15 protein-coding genes are annotated in these 14,640 nt (G+C 69.1%); 7 read left to right on the top strand and 8 right to left on the bottom strand.

Features of this window, described 5'->3' with window-relative positions; genetic code table 11:
• Positions 1–17: 17 nt before the first annotated feature.
• Both pip and OG782_RS21180 read right to left on the bottom strand, forming a co-directional pair.
• Positions 18–995 carry a prolyl aminopeptidase gene (gene pip, locus OG782_RS21175; RefSeq protein WP_406453244.1) on the bottom strand — a complete coding sequence of 326 codons (978 nt, stop codon included), beginning with the start codon at positions 993–995 and terminating at the stop codon, positions 18–20.
• A gap of 11 nt (positions 996–1,006) precedes the next feature.
• Positions 1,007–1,663: a hypothetical protein gene (locus tag OG782_RS21180; protein ID WP_406453246.1), complete on the bottom strand. Its 657-nt coding sequence runs from the start codon at positions 1,661–1,663 to the stop codon at positions 1,007–1,009.
• A 127-nt stretch (positions 1,664–1,790) separates the two neighbouring features.
• Between OG782_RS21180 and OG782_RS21185 the strand changes: the two genes are divergently transcribed.
• The gene (locus tag OG782_RS21185; RefSeq protein WP_406453248.1) at positions 1,791–2,282 is read left to right on the top strand and encodes a hypothetical protein; all 492 of its coding nucleotides are present in this window, start codon (positions 1,791–1,793) and stop codon (positions 2,280–2,282) included.
• A 115-nt stretch (positions 2,283–2,397) separates the two neighbouring features.
• On the opposite strand, the gene OG782_RS21190 is transcribed toward OG782_RS21185, so the two are convergent.
• Positions 2,398–2,967 (bottom strand): GNAT family N-acetyltransferase, encoded by a 570-nt coding sequence (locus OG782_RS21190; protein ID WP_406453250.1) that lies wholly within the window; start codon positions 2,965–2,967, stop codon positions 2,398–2,400.
• Positions 2,968–3,166: 199 nt separating this feature from the next.
• On the opposite strand from OG782_RS21190, the gene OG782_RS21195 reads away from it, so the two are divergent.
• The 3 genes from OG782_RS21195 (at position 3,167) to OG782_RS21205 (ending at position 8,436) form a co-directional block, all read left to right on the top strand.
• Positions 3,167–4,225, top strand: a complete 1,059-nt coding sequence (locus OG782_RS21195) for an endonuclease/exonuclease/phosphatase family protein (RefSeq protein ID WP_406453252.1) — start codon at positions 3,167–3,169, stop codon at positions 4,223–4,225.
• 107 nt (positions 4,226–4,332) lie between these two features.
• Entirely contained in the window at positions 4,333–4,734 is a 402-nt protein-coding gene (locus OG782_RS21200; protein WP_406453254.1) for a DUF6281 family protein, read from the top strand.
• 255 nt (positions 4,735–4,989) lie between these two features.
• The gene (locus OG782_RS21205; protein ID WP_406453256.1) at positions 4,990–8,436 is read left to right on the top strand and encodes a GDSL-type esterase/lipase family protein; all 3,447 of its coding nucleotides are present in this window, start codon (positions 4,990–4,992) and stop codon (positions 8,434–8,436) included.
• A gap of 72 nt (positions 8,437–8,508) precedes the next feature.
• Here the strand turns inward: OG782_RS21205 and OG782_RS21210 are convergent, their stop codons facing one another.
• From OG782_RS21210 to OG782_RS21230, 5 genes are read right to left on the bottom strand one after another with little or no spacing between them, the layout of a single operon-like run.
• Positions 8,509–9,279, bottom strand: a complete 771-nt coding sequence (locus OG782_RS21210; protein WP_406453258.1) for a hypothetical protein — start codon at positions 9,277–9,279, stop codon at positions 8,509–8,511.
• The gene (locus OG782_RS21215; RefSeq protein WP_406453260.1) at positions 9,263–10,507 is read right to left on the bottom strand and encodes a hypothetical protein; all 1,245 of its coding nucleotides are present in this window, start codon (positions 10,505–10,507) and stop codon (positions 9,263–9,265) included. The genes OG782_RS21210 and OG782_RS21215 overlap by 17 nt, the downstream gene beginning before the upstream one ends.
• Before the next feature lie 55 nt (positions 10,508–10,562).
• Positions 10,563–11,177: a hypothetical protein gene (locus OG782_RS21220; protein WP_406453262.1), complete on the bottom strand. Its 615-nt coding sequence runs from the start codon at positions 11,175–11,177 to the stop codon at positions 10,563–10,565.
• A 4-nt stretch (positions 11,178–11,181) separates the two neighbouring features.
• On the bottom strand, positions 11,182–11,361 hold the full coding sequence (locus OG782_RS21225) for a DUF397 domain-containing protein (RefSeq protein WP_406453264.1): 180 nt from the start codon (positions 11,359–11,361) through the stop codon (positions 11,182–11,184).
• On the bottom strand, positions 11,358–12,134 hold the full coding sequence (locus OG782_RS21230) for a helix-turn-helix domain-containing protein (protein ID WP_406459182.1): 777 nt from the start codon (positions 12,132–12,134) through the stop codon (positions 11,358–11,360). The genes OG782_RS21225 and OG782_RS21230 overlap by 4 nt, the downstream gene beginning before the upstream one ends.
• Before the next feature lie 117 nt (positions 12,135–12,251).
• Here OG782_RS21230 and OG782_RS21235 point away from each other — a divergent pair, with 117 nt between their 5' ends.
• The 3 genes from OG782_RS21235 (at position 12,252) to OG782_RS21245 (ending at position 14,620) form a co-directional block, all read left to right on the top strand.
• On the top strand, positions 12,252–12,677 hold the full coding sequence (locus tag OG782_RS21235; RefSeq protein WP_406453266.1) for a hypothetical protein: 426 nt from the start codon (positions 12,252–12,254) through the stop codon (positions 12,675–12,677).
• 110 nt (positions 12,678–12,787) lie between these two features.
• Positions 12,788–13,864: a hypothetical protein gene (locus tag OG782_RS21240; RefSeq protein ID WP_406453268.1), complete on the top strand. Its 1,077-nt coding sequence runs from the start codon at positions 12,788–12,790 to the stop codon at positions 13,862–13,864.
• 96 nt (positions 13,865–13,960) lie between these two features.
• On the top strand, positions 13,961–14,620 hold the full coding sequence (locus OG782_RS21245) for a TetR/AcrR family transcriptional regulator (protein WP_406453270.1): 660 nt from the start codon (positions 13,961–13,963) through the stop codon (positions 14,618–14,620).
• The last annotated feature ends 20 nt before the right edge of the window (positions 14,621–14,640 follow it).

The raw sequence follows: 14,640 nt of genomic DNA on the forward strand, positions 1-14,640 counted from the left end.
CCCGCCCCGCCCCCGCCCTACGCCCCCGCGAACCGGTCCAGAGCCGCCATCACCGCCCGGCTCGTCGCCGCTCCGCCCAGGTGGCCCGCGTCCTCGATCACCGTCAGTTCCGCGTCCGGCCACGCCTTCGTCAGCTCCCACGCGGTGGTCAGCGGGCCGCCCATGTCGAGCCGGCCGTGCACCAGTACGCCCGGGATTCCCGCCAGCCGGCCCGCGTCCCGGATCAGCCGGCCCTCCTCCAGCCACGCACCCTGGGAGAAGTAGTGCGCGCAGATCCGCACCAGCGCCAGCTGCGCCCGGCCGGGGCGGCCGCTGTACGGGGGCGGTCCGGTGTACGCCTCCATGGAGAGCACCGCGTCCTCCCAGGCGCACCAGTCGGCCGTGGCCCGCGCCCGTACGTCCGGGTCGGGGCTCTCCGTCCGCCGGGCGTAGGCGGCGAGCACGTCAGGGGTCGCGTCGCTCGCCGCCTCCGGCACCCCGGCGCGGAAGCGGTCCCATGCCTCGGGGAAGAAGTGGCCGGCGCCCCGGTACAGCCAGTCGATCTCGGAGCGGCGGGTCGTGGTGACGGCCGGGATCACGATCTCGCTGACGCGCTCCGGGTACTGCTCGGCGTACGCGAGGATCAGCGTGGAACCCCAGGAACCCCCGTACAGCAGCCATTTGCCGATGCCCAGGTGGACGCGCAGGCGCTCCATGTCGGCGATCAGCCGGTCCGTCGTGTTGTGTCGCATGTCGGCGGCCGGGTCGCTCGCGTGCGGGGTGGAGCGGCCGCAGTTGCGCTGGTCGAAGAGGACCACGCGGTAGCGCTCCGGGTCGAAGTACTGGCGGGGCCGCTCGGTGCACCCCGAGCCCGGACCGCCGTGCACCACCAGAGCGGGCTTTCCGGCCGGGTTGCCACAGGCCTCCCAGTACACGAGGTTGCCGTCGCCCACGTCGAGCATGCCGTGCTCGTACGGTTCGACCGGCGGGTACTTGTCGTCGGGACGTCGTTCCATGACGGCTCTCCCTAACCCTTGACCGCTACGTGGTACGCGGAGGCCCACAGCACCGCGGCGGAGGCCAGGCCCACCACCGCCCGTACGCCCTCGTCCGACACCCCCGCCGCGACGAGTGCGAAGCCGGCGATGCCGACGGCGCTCAGCAGTACGGCCGTCCCCTTGTACTGCCACTGGTCGTACGAGCGGGAGAGGGGGAAGAAGTGCAGGCCCACCACGAGGGCGATGGCCGCCGGAATGAGCTCCGGGTGGCCGGAGGCGTTGGACGCCGCGATCACCGCGAAGATCGCCACGACCTCGACGCCGTTCACGATCCCGACCGTGCGCGCCCAGTTCCGCGGCAGGTCCACCAGGCGGGGCGACGGGGCGGCACCCTTGCGGTAGGCGAGGAGGACGGCCACCGCGGTGAGCGGCACCGCGATGATCTCGACGGTCAGGGCGGCAGCCGACGACGCCAGCCCGGACGCCCCGGCGAAGGCCCAGACCACGGCGAAGACCGACAGGACGAGGGTGCCGCGGCGGCGCAGGTTACGGGTGAGCGCGAGACATTCGGCGTCCGTCGCGGAGGGTTCCGGCGCTTCGGAGGGTGAGGTTATGTGTGGGCCGGAAGTGCCGGAAGTGCCCGGCGTCGCCGCCGGTTCGGGCGGCAGGGGCGTCGTGGGCGTCATGGCCGGAGAGTACAGCGATCATGCTCCCCGGCTGCCGGATTTCCGGGCGCAGAGGGGCGCAGAGGGGCGCCGACGGGCGCCTGCGGGTACCGGGGTGGCCCGTCGCCCGCCGCGTAGCCTGGCAACCGTGAACGCTACTCCCGAGGTACTGGCCGTACTCGACGACCTGCTCGCCGCCGCAGCTCCCGACGATCGCGGAGCCCTCTGGCAACTGTCACAGCAGGGGCGGGAGTTGGATGCCAACCTGGTCCGTCTGCCGCCGGGCGCCGAGGTGGGGGAGCACCAGGAGGACGTCCTGGACGTCCTCCTCGTGGTCCTCGCGGGCGGCGGCCGCCTCACGCCGGGCGACGGCGGCGCCCCGCTCACCCTGACCCCCACCACCGTCACCTGGCTTCCCCGCACATCCCGCCGCGCCCTGAGCGCGGGCCCGGACGGCCTCGCCTACCTCACGGTGCACCGCCGCCGGCCGGGGCTGGCGATCAAACCGGCCGTCTTCGCGTCCGAGGGCGGCGAGGCGGCCTGCTCCCTGGACCGCGTCTGCCCCGAGTGCGGCCGGATGTCCCAGGAGTCCGCTCCGAAGTACTGCGGCGAGTGCGGGGAGCGGTTCCCGGGCCGCTGACGGTGCTGCGTCACGGGGTGCGGTCCCGCGTCGCGCTGACGGTGCTGCGTCGCTGATCACGCCGTACGGTCCTGCGTCGCGCGGTGAGGAGCACGTGCAGGCGGCGCGGCTCATGTCAGGATGCTCGGCATGTCCGGTCGCGCACTGAGCTCCACACGCCGAACCACTGCTCGGCGCCGTACGCCTCGAACCGCTCCACCTCGGTGAACCCCAGCTTCGCCGCGAGGCGCATCGAGCCGAGGTTGGCGGTCTGGGTGTAGAGCACCACCGGCTCACCGGGAAGCGCGCCCGTGAACCAGTCGAGTGCCGCTGCGCACGCCTCGGTGGCGTACCCGCGTCCCCACGCCTCCGGCAGGAACAAGTAGCCGAGCTCGGTCGTGCCGGCCTCCAGGCGGTTGGCGGGACGCGCGGGGTCCTGCGGGTCGAGCAGGATCGTGCCGATCGCCGTCCCGTCGAGTTCGACCACGAAGAAGCCGGGGCGCTGTCCGGGCACCTCGGGCACCGTGCGTTCGAGTTCGGCACGTGGTTGACCACCGCCGAGGTAAGTGCCCACCTCAGGTGAGGCGTTCAGCTCGATGGTCAACGCGCGGTCCCGGGCTTCGGACTTACGGAGTACGAGCCGCTCGGTCCTGATCGGGGCAGGGGGCCAGGCGAGGGCTCTGGGGTCAGCTCTGCGGTCGGTCATACCGGCCAACCTAGCCAGCGGGCGCAGAAACGATCAAGGCTCGGAGGTCTCGGGCCTGCGGCATGCGGCGGATCCCGCGGTTCCCGCGGCTTGGCTCCGCCGCCGCGAGAAGCAAGGAGCGGCGTACGGAAACTGATTCACCCGGCCGATCGTCATGAGGGACAGGGCCAACGGGACAGGGCCAAGGGGACGGGGCGGCATGGTGGAGCGGGTGGACAGCGGTACGGCGACGACGGCGGACGGGGCGGATGCGGCGCACGCGGTGGGCGTGGCGGATGCGCCGGAGCAGGGGGCACCGAAGCGCCGGTCGCGGTGGTTCGTGCGGGGTGGGTCGGTCTGGACCCGGGGACGGGTGCTCGCCGGGTTCGCGGCGCTGACGGCGTTCCTGCTCGCGTTCCCCCGGGCGGTGCCCAACCGGCCCGGCCATCCGGGGAGTCTGCTGGAGGCGTTCCTGCCCTGGCTCGGTCTGGCGGTCGTCCCACTGCTCGTCCTGGCTCTGCTGCGGCGTTCGGCCACCGCACTGCTGGCCCTGCTCCTGCCGGCGGCTGCCTGGGCGTACGCGTTCGGGGGGCTGCTGCTTCCCGCGCCGGAGCCCGGACCGCGCGATCTGGTCGTCGTGCAGCACAACGTCAGCGACGTCAACACCGACCCTGCGGGTACGGCTCGCGCCCTGGCCGGTGCCGGGGCCGATCTCATCGCGCTGGAGGAGCTGGTTCCGGCGGCCCTGCCGGTGTACGAGAAGGCCCTCGCACCGGAGTTCCGGTTCCACGAGGTCCGGGGGACCGTCGGGATCTGGTCGAAGCAGCCGCTCTCCGGGACGCGGGTGGTGGACATCAGGCCCGCGGGGATCGCGGAGGGCTGGAGCCGCGGGCTGCGTACCGTGGTCCACACCCCGTACGGAGAAGTCGCGGCCTATGTCGTGCACCTGCCCTCGATCCGCGTCGGGGTGAGCGGTCTGGCCTCCGCCCGGCGGGACGAGAGCGCCCATCTGCTGGGCAGGGCCGTCGCCGCCGAGACGGTCGCCAAGGTGATCGTGGTGGGCGACCTCAACGGCACGGTCGACGACCGGGGCCTGTCCCCGCTGACCTCGCAGCTGAACGTGTCGGAGCGCGGCTTCGCCCTCAGCTTCCCCGCGTCGCTCCCGCTGGCCCGGATCGACCAGGTCATGGCCCGCTCGGCCACGGTCGGCCGCATGCGTACCCTGCCCGCCACCGGCAGCGACCACCTCCCGGTAGCCGTGAGGGTCGCCCTGGGCTGAGGAGAGGCGGGGGACCTGACCGGTGGAACCCGATCGGGGCGGAACCCGATCCGGGCGGCCCACGTCTACGGGGCATCGCAATCGGCGTATCCACTGGGGGGACGAGCATGGGACGGACCGGAAGATTCACGGGCGCGCTACTGGCGGCGGCAGCCCTGGTGACGTCAGCGGCCGCATGCACGGCGGCCGACGCGGACGGCGGCGGGGAGGGGTCGGCTTCCTGCGCCAACCTGTTTACGTACCAGGGGCGTTCGTACTCGGACGTGTCGCCGAACGTGCGGTTCACCGTCGGGGAGAAGGTCGGCACCGCTTCCCAGAAGCCCTGCAAGGACTCCGGCGACTCCGGTGAGGCCGAAGGGTCGTACGCGACAGAGAACGCCTACGTGGTGGACGGCATCTCCTCCGAGGTGGCCATCGCCATCGGGGAGACCGCCGAGGAGACGGAGTTCTTCTCGGTCCGCTCGGGCTCCGGACTCCCGCCCGAAGTGAAGGAGTTCATCGACCGGTGACACCCGGGCGATGGTGGCCGGGCCGGGCCGGGGCTCGGGCGGTGCCGCCGTTGGTGCCGGCGCTCGGGCCCAGTGACGGCGGCCGTGCCCGAAATCGCAGGTCAGGGCGGTCGGGAGGCGGCAGTGAAGCGTTACTGACGTGTTAGCGGCGTGGCGGAGAGTGAGGGGATGAGTGAACCAGGATTTCTGTTGCGACAACTTGAGTACACGGCTCGTCCGGGTGCCCGACGCCGAAGACTGAGGAGCATCGCCACCGTGGCCGCGGTCGTGGCCGGTCTGGCCGCTCCCGGTCTCTCGTCTGCGGCAAGCTCCCCGGACGCCTCCGCTTCGGTCTTCGAAGGGGCACAGCGGCAACGCGTGTCGCAGAAGGCGGTCGGGGCCTCCGACGCGTCCAAGCCGCTGCCGGCCCGCAGTGCCGCGCAGGAGCCGGGGCGCCAGGCTTCCGCCGCCCGCTCTGCGGAGGCGGACGCGCGCGGCGTTCCCGACCCCTTCACTTCCTGGCCCCAACTGATGCGCGTACAGGGCCAGATGAACGAGACGGCCAGCACGCTGGAGTACACGAAGGGCCAGAGCGAGCAGCAGGGGCTCGCCGGCGTGATTGCCGCGCCGGAGGAGCAGCACCTCACCGTGTACTGGCACGGCGCGCTCACCCCGGCCGCCAAGACAGCCATTGCGCACAGTTCCATACCTGTCGTCGTCAAGTCGGCGAAGTACGGGGCGACGGAACTGGGGAAGGCATCAGCACGAGTGGTGCGGCGGGCGGAATCCGCCGGCGTCGAACTGGTGAAGGTGATCCGGCCGCAGGACGGCAGCGGGCTTCAGGCGTCCGTGGTGGGCGGCGAGGCGGAAGCGGTGCGGCTGAGGAACGCCGTGGCTTCCGTGGGTGTGCCCGTGAAGGTCACTTCCGGCGGTGAGGTGCAGGTCAGTCTGGCCGACAACGCCGGACGGCACTTCGATCCGACCGCGGGCGGCGCCCAGATGGTCGAACCGGTCTGCAGCACGGCGTTCACGGCCCGGTACCGGGGCATGGACACGATGCTGACGGCCGACCACTGCTTCGCCCCCGGCTATCCCGACGAACGATGGACGAGTTCCGGGCAGGGCAGTCCGTTCGGCAAGCGGGCCTCGCCCAGGGACACCTCAGCGGAGGCGATCGTCGACGTGGCGGCGATGTCGCCCCTGAACGGAACCGCGTTCCAGCCCCGGGTCTGGACCGGTGCGGCAGCCGACAAGCCGAGCATCGAACAGACCAAGAACTTCGTCACCGGCGCACAGGTACCGCAGAAGGGGAACTGGATCTGCAACGAGGGTTCCCGTTCCGGCGAGATCTGCAATATCCAGATCACGGACCGGAGCGAGGACTACTTCGCCAAGGGACCCGATGGCGATGGCAAGGAGGTGACACGGCACTACAAGTGGGGCTGGGACGCCAAGAAGAGGGTGACGTCCGCGAGTCCCAGCCCGATCGCGGGGCGGAGAGGTGACAGCGGGGGCCCTGTCGTCCTGTCCTCCCAAGGCGCCAGCACGGCAGGGCCGATGGTGACCGCGATGGGCATCGTGTCCGCCAGCGCGGGAAAGCCATTCATATGTCCCACCGGGATCCAGACCTATTGCTTCAAGGCCATCACCATCGTCGGAATCGATGACGCGCTCAACTACCTGGGCGATTCCACGATCACCGTGACCGACTCCGCCGACACGTCGGTGCGGCGATCGGTGAGCTTCCAGGGACAGGCACCCACCCCCGCCCCGGTGCCCACGCCCGAAGTGCAGGAGCATGACGAACTGGTGGCGGCCAACGGCTCCGCGCTCACCTACGACGCGGCGCGCGGTGCTCTGGACGCCGACTTCCCCGGCGACGACAGAGCCGACTGGGAGTTGCAGCAGGCGACCGACGGAGGCTGGCTCTTCCAGAACCTCGCCAGTCCCCAGCAGTTCTTCGGGGAATCCGCCGACGTCGGACTGCGGATCGTCAGCGTGGGGGACGGCTGGGGCGACGAGTGGGTCTACATCCAGCACCAGGGACAGTGCCTGGACCTGGCAGCGTTCGGGGACTCGGCAGGCGGACTCCTCGGCGTCCCCTCGCTATTGCCCTGCGACAGCGGCGATGCCGACCAGGTGTTCAGACTGGTCCCGGTGGCCGATGACCTCTCCGACCCGGTGGATCTTCCCCCTGTGTCGGACGGGAGCATGAATCTTCCGTCCCGGAAACCACCGGCCGGCCTGCCCCGGCTGGCCGTGATGCCGCTGGGGGACTCGATCACGCTGGGCGTCGGCAGTTCCACACGTACCGGATACCGCCCGGGACTCGCCCGCCGCCTGACCGGCAGCGCCGACACCGTGCAGTTCGTCGGCTCGCAGACCGACCCCGACGGCACCCACCACGAAGGCCACTCCGGCTGGCTCATCGAACAGCTCCAGGCCAATATCGAGACCTGGCTGGCCGACGCGAAACCCAACGTCGTCCTGCTGCACATCGGCACCAACGACATGAACCGCGACAACCAGGTCAGCACCGCTCCCCAGCGTCTCGGCGGCCTGCTGGACCAGATCCACGCGGCCTCGCCCGACACCGCGATCGTTCTCGCCTCCCTGGTCCCGGCCACCGATCCCGCGGTACAGGCCCGCGTCAACGCCTACAACGCGGCGATTCCCGGCGTGATCGCGGCCCGCACCAGCAAGGGCTACCGGATCACGCAGGTCAGCATGGGCGCGCTGACCACCGCCGACCTCAACGACAACCTGCACCCCAACAACGCCGGTTACGAGAAGATGGCCGATGCCTTCCAGGGCGGCATCGCCACCCTCGCCCGGAACGGCTGGATCAAGGAGTTCGTCGAGGTCAAACCGGCCCCGCCGAAGCGCACATCGAACCTGGGGGACGCCGACGTCGACATCAACGGCGACGGTCTGGCCGACTACCTCGTCGTGGAGGACAACGGCGCCACCCATGCCTGGCTCAACGCCGGAGCCGGCAAATGGACCGACCAGGGGATCATCGCGAGCGGGTCGGCTTCCTGGACGGGCAGTCAGGTCCGGTTCGCGAACGTCGGCGGTGACGCGCGTGCGGACTATCTGGTCGTTGATCCCAATGGTGCGGTGAGGGCGTTCATCAACCAGGGCGGCGACGGCCGGGGTGGCTGGATCGAGAAGGGGTACATCGCCACGGGTTCGGCCGGCTGGACCGGGGAGCAGGTGCGCTTCGCCGATGTCGGTGGTGACGCCTACGCGGACTACCTGGTCGTCAATGACAACGGCAGCGTTCGAGCCCTCCTCAACACGACCCAGCCCGACACCGGCACCATCAAATGGACCGACCAGGGTGTCATCGCGAGCGGGTCGGCTTCCTGGACGAGCGGCCAGGTCCGGTTCGCGAATGTCGGCGGTGACGCGCGTGCGGACTATCTGGTCGTTGATCCCAATGGTGCGGTGAGGGCGTTCATCAACCAGGGCGGCGACGGCCGGGGTGGCTGGATCGAGAAGGGGTACATCGCCACGGGTTCGGCCGGCTGGACCGGGGAGCAGGTCCGCTTCGCCAACGTGGGTGGCGACGCCTATGCCGACTACCTGGTCCTCGGCGACACCGGCAGCATTCAAGGCTTCCTCAACACGACCCAGCCCGACACCGGCACCATCAAATGGACCGACCAGGGCACCATCGCCACGGGGACCGGAGCACCCGGATCCCGCGTCCGTATCTGACCCGAGCGACCGAACCGCCGACCGGGCGTCCTGGCGCACACTGCGCCGGGGCGCCCGGTCGGGCTCTCAACGTCAGATGGGCGGCATCAGGTCACTCTCGCTGAGGGTGTACGTCAGCGGGGGGTAGACGAAGTCCGTTTCCTGGTTCTCGCGGCGCCGCAGTCGGTAGAACTCGCGGCTCTGCTCATCATCGGCCGGCATGAGGCGCGCACCCTGAGGGAGATAGGCGTGTCCGTCGCGAAACCGGAGGAACGTCTTTGACGTCCGAAAGGTGACGCCCAGCCATTGGTTGCCCGTTGCCCGGACAGGTGTGTCCAACACGATCTTGTGCCTGAACCGCCGATTCGATTCGACAGAGAACGCGACGACGCCGTGGTGGGTGAGCGGGATCTCGAAGTGCTCGCCACCGCCCCCCTTTGATTCGAGGACCAGTTTCCTCGGCGGGGCGGCGTCGGGATACCGGTAGCAGGAGAAGACCGCGATGAACGAACCGTCGGCCAGGTCGAGGGCCTGGTCGGAGTGGCTGCCCATTTTCGTGTACGCGTTCGTGTAACTCTCGATGAGGGCGTTGTTGAACCCGACCGGAAGCGCCGCACGTTCTTGAATCTGCCGCGCCAGCCGCTCGTGCGCCGCCCGGAACCGCTTCGGTGGACTGCTGTACCGGCTGGTGGTGCGTACGAGGGGCACACCATCCGCCTCATCGGTCCAGGTCAGCGCGGCGCCTCGGCGGCCCTTTCCCAGGTCTTCCAGACTGGCCGATGCCGACAGCTCCGCGAAGAGATTCACCTCGGCCGGCACGGCGCACGAGATGATCTCGTCCGAAATGCTAGATCCGTGGGGCAACGTAGTCTCCCGTGTTCATGCTGAAGAGGAGTTCGTCGCCGTAGTCGATGAAGGACGAGGACTTGTTCTCCTCGGCGTACAGCCTGCGCAGTTCGTCCAGGCCGGCCGGTGTGGGCGGCCCCAGCTTCACCAACTCGCCGGCCACTTCGAGGAACGTGTGGCTGTCCTTGTGAACGGCTTCGGCGCTCGAACAGCGCACCACGTATCCCAAGCGGGTCGGGAGCAGGCCGGCGTCCAGCGCCGAGGGCCGGACCTCGTGCGTGTACAGGCGGTTGGTGGACAGCGGCATGAAGAACACCGAGCCGGGGTGGAGGGTCAGGGTGAACCGCGCGGGGAGCGAGACCCCGTCGCACCCTTCGGCGTTCGGCTCCTTGAGGCGGAAGTGGAGCCTGGTCAGCCCGCTGGCCCCCTTCACGCCGTAGTCGAAGGCGTCATCGGCCATGGGCCGCAGACGGTCGAGCCGGTCGTAGAAGGTGCAGAACGCCATGATGCCGTTGGCGGGCATGTCCTTGGTCTTGTCGGCATGCGCCGAGATCTTGGCCTTGGACTGCTTGCGCCCGTCCGTGGCAGGGGTGTTGTGGTAGATCTGAGCGAGCACGTGATTGAGCGGTGCCTGGTCCCGGAAGACGGCGGCGGCCTCGTCGTTCAGAGCCTCGACGATATGCGTGTCGGCCGGGCGGAAGCCCTCGGTCGGCCCCGAGAGGTTGGTGGAGCACCGGAGCAGCCGGAAATGCAGTGCGTCACCGTTCTGCGTGACGGGCGTCAGATAGATTCCGCTGCGATGGGCCGTTCCCGGCTTGGTGGACTCCGTCAGGGACTGGAACGCGTGCTCCGCACGGATCCGTCCGAAGTGATCGCCGTCGAGTCCGAAGAAGCGGCGGTAGTACACACCGACACCGTGCACTCGGAGGGGAACCCGGCCGACGCCGACGACGGTCCAGGACCCGTCGATGTCCTCGTGGTAGCCGTGCGACAGCTCGCGGATGACGAACACCCTTGCAGCCGCCTGTAGTTGGTGGGCGTCGATCTCGGATATGTCGCCGCACAGATAGACGGTCCTCCGCGCGAGGTCGGGCGGACCGGAAGCAAGGTCCTCCGGCGTGATCACGGACCCGAAGAAGTCCCTGATCGCGTCATCGTCGTGCAGCACCGAAGGCGCGACCAGGATGCTGCCCGCCTCCTCGATGCGGGCTTCTGTCAGCTCTGGTGTGGACAGCGGCGTGGACATCAAGCGGCACCTGTCATTCGCGGATCCTGGCGAGCTCAATACTCCCGGTGCCGGGTCATTTCCGGGAAGGGAACGCCTCGTCGAGCGTGGGGACCGAGAGATGGCCGGACGTCAGTGCGTCCAGGACGTCGTCCACGCGCAGGTAGCGGCCCTGCTGGATGGCCGGAGTGATCGTGCCGATCGCGCCGGCCTCACTGAGGTGGAACACGGTCCATCGGTGTGCGTACCTGTCCAGGGGCTCCCCGTCACGCAGGATCTGCCGCGTCTGCGGGCTCGCGCTGCGGGTTCCGTCGATCTCCTGGTTGATGGTCTCCACCGCGTCGACCCCGAAGACCGTTCCTGCGCCGCCCCGTTGGTACATCACGAGTATCCGGGGGCGGGCGAGGGCCACGTGTTTGCTGTCGAGCGGGCAGATGTACGCACGGTGCGCGGCGAGGTCGAGCATGGCCTGCTCGTTGGCCGGCACGATGACCGCGTGGTTGTGCAGGGAGCGGAACCAGCCGATCGCGGTCTCCTCGTCCCACACGAGCTTGTTGCGATTGCGGTACGCGGGATCGGCGACCAGGCCCCTGTACCCCATCAGCTCGATGCTGCGCGGCGGGCGCCCCACCAGGGCTCCGAAGTCGGCCCTGGTCAGGACCTCGGGCAGTTCGTCGAACCAGGTCGTCATCGAGCTATACCACCGTGTGCTTGAGGAAGGCCGCCCAGGCGGCGGGGGAGAGTGTGAGGGCGGGGACGGCGAGGTCCTTGGAGTCGCGTACGTGGATGGCGTGGGGGCAGGTGGCCACCTCTACGCAGTTGCCACTGTCTTCGCTGCTGTAGCTGCTCTTGGACCACGTCAGTCTGTCGCTCATAGTTCCTTGGCCATCTGTTCGATCAACTGTCGAGACTCTTCGGGGCTGAGAGCCTGTGCCCGCAGAATGCCATACCTGTCGAACAGCGTTCCCAGATGCGGCTGTTCGCGGACGAGGAAGCTACTCGTCTGGACCTCTAGGTATGCCAGCCGCCGTCGGTCCTCGGTCTCCAGCAGTACGAACGGCCCGCTCAGGCCGCCGTGTGTCTCCCGCTGTGGCGGCATCACCTGCATGTGCACGTGGCGCAGTGCGCCGATATCGAGAATGTGCTCAAGCTGTTCACGGTGAACTTTCCGCCCCCCGATGGGGCGAGTGAGCGTGCCGAGTTCCAGGACGAAGCTGATGTCCGGTACAGGCTTACGGGTCAACATGCTCTGCCGCGCGAGGCGGGAGGCGATTCTGCCTTCGATCTGGTCGTCGTCGAGGGATGGACAGGCGCCGCTGAACACGACGCGGGCGTGTGCCTCGGTCTGCAAGAGGCCTGGCACGACATGGGTCTCGTACTCATGCCGCGCTCTGGCAGTGCGCTCCTCATCGGCGAACGGTTCGAACCAGGAGGCAAGATGGCTGAAGGTCAACTTTCCGGCTGCAACAGTCAGTGCCCCATGCGTGCCGAGTACTGCATCAGCGCGTTCGGTGAAGTTCCCCTTGGGCGGCCGTTGCCCCCGCTCCACCATCGCCACCTGCGACTTGGAGAAACCGATCTTCAGCCCCAACCCCTCCTGAGAGAGTCCGGCCCGTTCGCGATAGTGCCGCAACAGCGCCCCGAACATCTCGGCGTTGCCGCCCCCGTTATTACTGGAATGCACAGCCTGACCCCCAAGTGCACAACAGTGCACAGACGCCTTGTGTCCCTGGTCACGGTACGTGTGAGCGTCGACGCTGTCCGTATGGAACAGAAAAGTTCACCGGACCTGATGCCCTCCTGGATTCCCGCGACCGGGCACGCCCTGCGTCACGCCGGGATTCACTTCGACGCCGTACGGATCATCGGCATTCTGGGCGAGCAAGTCGCGTACGAGATCATGCAGTTCACCGATTTCCAGGCCGGTCCCGTCATCCGCTCACGGATCGGCGAGCGGAGCATGTACTTCCTGCTGCCGCCGGGAGGTGCCTCCGGTCACCGATGGCCCGCCGGGGCCGAGGCGTTGACGAGGGAGAGGGCCGCTTTCGTCGGGGTGCCCGCGTTGCACGGGCTGACGTATCCGCTGGACTGGCGTTCGCTGCCCACCGCTCAAGTCCCGTTCGTGGACGCGGAACTGCTGTTCGAGCTGCTGCTGGAGGTGGTGAACGAAGAGAAACCTGCTGTACGGTGATCGCGTTATTACGCTCCGTGCGCTTCAGCGCATGGGGCGGCCCCCGGCGGTGCTACCAACACCGTATGCCGAGGGCCTTCACCCCGCGATGGATCAGAGGTCCACCGAGAATGCTCTGCCATGCTATCTCGCCGTCCTACGGCTACGTGAAGGCGTCGCACGATGTCATCCGTCATCCGAAGCTCAACAGCGACGCGAAGATCCTGATCGCCTACGTGCAGGGCCTCCCCGAGAAGTGGGCCGGTAAGCCCCTCGGTGAGCACGCGAAGAGGCTCGGCCTGAAAGGGCGCGCTTACCAGAAGGCCAAGGGGCAGCTCAAGGAGCACGGGTTCGTTCACGAGTGGCGGCGCCAGGACGGCGGCGGGCTCTGGGTGACCGATCAGCTCATGTCCAATGTTCCGCTCACGGACCGCGAGGCCCGGCGCATTCATGACAAAAGAGTGGAATCGCCGCAGGTGGGACCGAGTGAGCACTATCCGACGGTCGGTCATCCGAGTACTCGGTCGGTCGGTGGTTACCTACCCAAGGGTGAAGAACGGGAGAAGAACTCCGCCCACCCACCCACCGAAGAGCCGAAGCTTGCGGACGAAACCGCGGAGCCCGAGCCCGAGCCCGAGCCCGAGCCCGAGTTCGAGTCCCAGCCCGAGTCCAGGCCCGAGCCCGATCCGGATCCCCAGCCCACGGACCCGCAAGTCATCCAGGCCGAGCGCGTGTTGCTCTCTCTGCGACATGCCGACCCCCAGCTGCGTCTCGGCGCTCGTGAGGCCCGGGGTCTGGCCGGGGCGGCTGCCGAATGGCTGCGGCGCGGGGTCGATGCGGCCGGGTTGCGGCTCGCACTCAGCAGGGGGCTGCCCGAGGGCGGGGTGCGGTTTCCGCTCGGGTTCCTGGCCAAGCGGCTGGAAGCCCTGATGCCGGAGCCCCTGCGAGTGGAGCCGCCCGCTCCCGCCCCGCCTCCGGTCAGGGAGTTCATCGCGTGCGAGGCGCAGGAGGAGGGTGCCGAGCACGTCTTCCGGCCCAGGGAGGACGAGAGGGTGTGCCGGCCGTGCAGGCAGGAGGCCGCATGGGAGGCGCACACGGTCAAGTATGAGCCGCCTCCTTTGGGTGACGACTATGAGGCGCCCGTGGCGGTGCCGTGGCGGGAGCGGGTTGCCGCACTTCAGGCGGCAGACGCGACCGCCGCCGAGTGAGGCGTACGACCGTTCGCAGTGTGGCGGTTCCGCCATCGGCGCCCTGGAGCGAGGAGAGTGGGTTCGGGGGCCTGGACGGCGGACCGAGGAGGAGCGATGGCGGATGCCGTGATGGAGCCGTGGAGCGGAGTACGGGCGGCGCGGGACCCTGCGTGGGCGCGTGCGCAACTCATGGAAGCCGGGCGGACCTTGTTCGCCATGTACGGCTACGCCCACACAGGAGTACGTGATCTGTGCGCGGCCGCGCAGGTGGAAGTGTGGGAGTTCCACCGCGAGTTCGAGTCGCGTGAGGCGCTGCTCGTCGATCTGTACGACGAGGTGGCGACGCGGGGCATGCGGGCGTCCGAGGTGGAGCTGTCCACCGAGGGCATGGAGACCTGCCCGACCGAGGAGCGGGTCCACAGACTCTTCGACGCCTATGTGCAGGCCGTCACGCGGGATCCACGGGATGCGAGGGTGGCGTTCGTCGAGGTGCTCGGGGTGAGCAGGGAGATGGACGAGCACCTGACGATGTGGCGTTCGGTGTGGGTGGAGTTCCTGACCCAGGAGGCCGAGCGGGCCAGGGGGCGCGGGCACGGGGTCGACGGCAACCTCGCCGTGGTGGTGAAGGTGCTGACGCGGTCCGTCGACGAGCTCCTCGCGCACCACGGCCGCCGCCCGCGGCAGGTGCCGCCCGCATGGCTGACCAGCGAGTTCACCCGGCTGTCCATGGCCATGATCGGACCGGCGGGAGGACCTGTGGACGTCTCCGGTTGACAACACCGCTTGCCGGGTCG

The sequence above is a fragment of the Streptomyces sp. NBC_00876 genome, assembly GCF_045207435.1.
In the GTDB taxonomy this organism is placed as follows: domain Bacteria; phylum Actinomycetota; class Actinomycetes; order Streptomycetales; family Streptomycetaceae; genus Streptomyces.

Coding starts and splice junctions, on each gene's coding strand:
- OG782_RS21235 (WP_406453266.1), top strand. CDS start 12,252: ATGGAACAGAAAAGTTCACCGGACCTGATGCCCTCCTGGATTCCCGCG.
- OG782_RS21200 (WP_406453254.1), top strand. CDS start 4,333: ATGGGACGGACCGGAAGATTCACGGGCGCGCTACTGGCGGCGGCAGCC.
- OG782_RS21240 (WP_406453268.1), top strand. CDS start 12,788: ATGCTCTGCCATGCTATCTCGCCGTCCTACGGCTACGTGAAGGCGTCG.
- OG782_RS21195 (WP_406453252.1), top strand. CDS start 3,167: ATGGTGGAGCGGGTGGACAGCGGTACGGCGACGACGGCGGACGGGGCG.
- OG782_RS21215 (WP_406453260.1), bottom strand. CDS start 10,507: ATGTCCACGCCGCTGTCCACACCAGAGCTGACAGAAGCCCGCATCGAG.
- OG782_RS21230 (WP_406459182.1), bottom strand. CDS start 12,134: ATGTTCGGGGCGCTGTTGCGGCACTATCGCGAACGGGCCGGACTCTCT.
- OG782_RS21245 (WP_406453270.1), top strand. CDS start 13,961: ATGGCGGATGCCGTGATGGAGCCGTGGAGCGGAGTACGGGCGGCGCGG.
- OG782_RS21220 (WP_406453262.1), bottom strand. CDS start 11,177: ATGACGACCTGGTTCGACGAACTGCCCGAGGTCCTGACCAGGGCCGAC.
- OG782_RS21225 (WP_406453264.1), bottom strand. CDS start 11,361: ATGAGCGACAGACTGACGTGGTCCAAGAGCAGCTACAGCAGCGAAGAC.
- pip (WP_406453244.1), bottom strand. CDS start 995: ATGGAACGACGTCCCGACGACAAGTACCCGCCGGTCGAACCGTACGAG.
- OG782_RS21190 (WP_406453250.1), bottom strand. CDS start 2,967: ATGACCGACCGCAGAGCTGACCCCAGAGCCCTCGCCTGGCCCCCTGCC.
- OG782_RS21180 (WP_406453246.1), bottom strand. CDS start 1,663: ATGACGCCCACGACGCCCCTGCCGCCCGAACCGGCGGCGACGCCGGGC.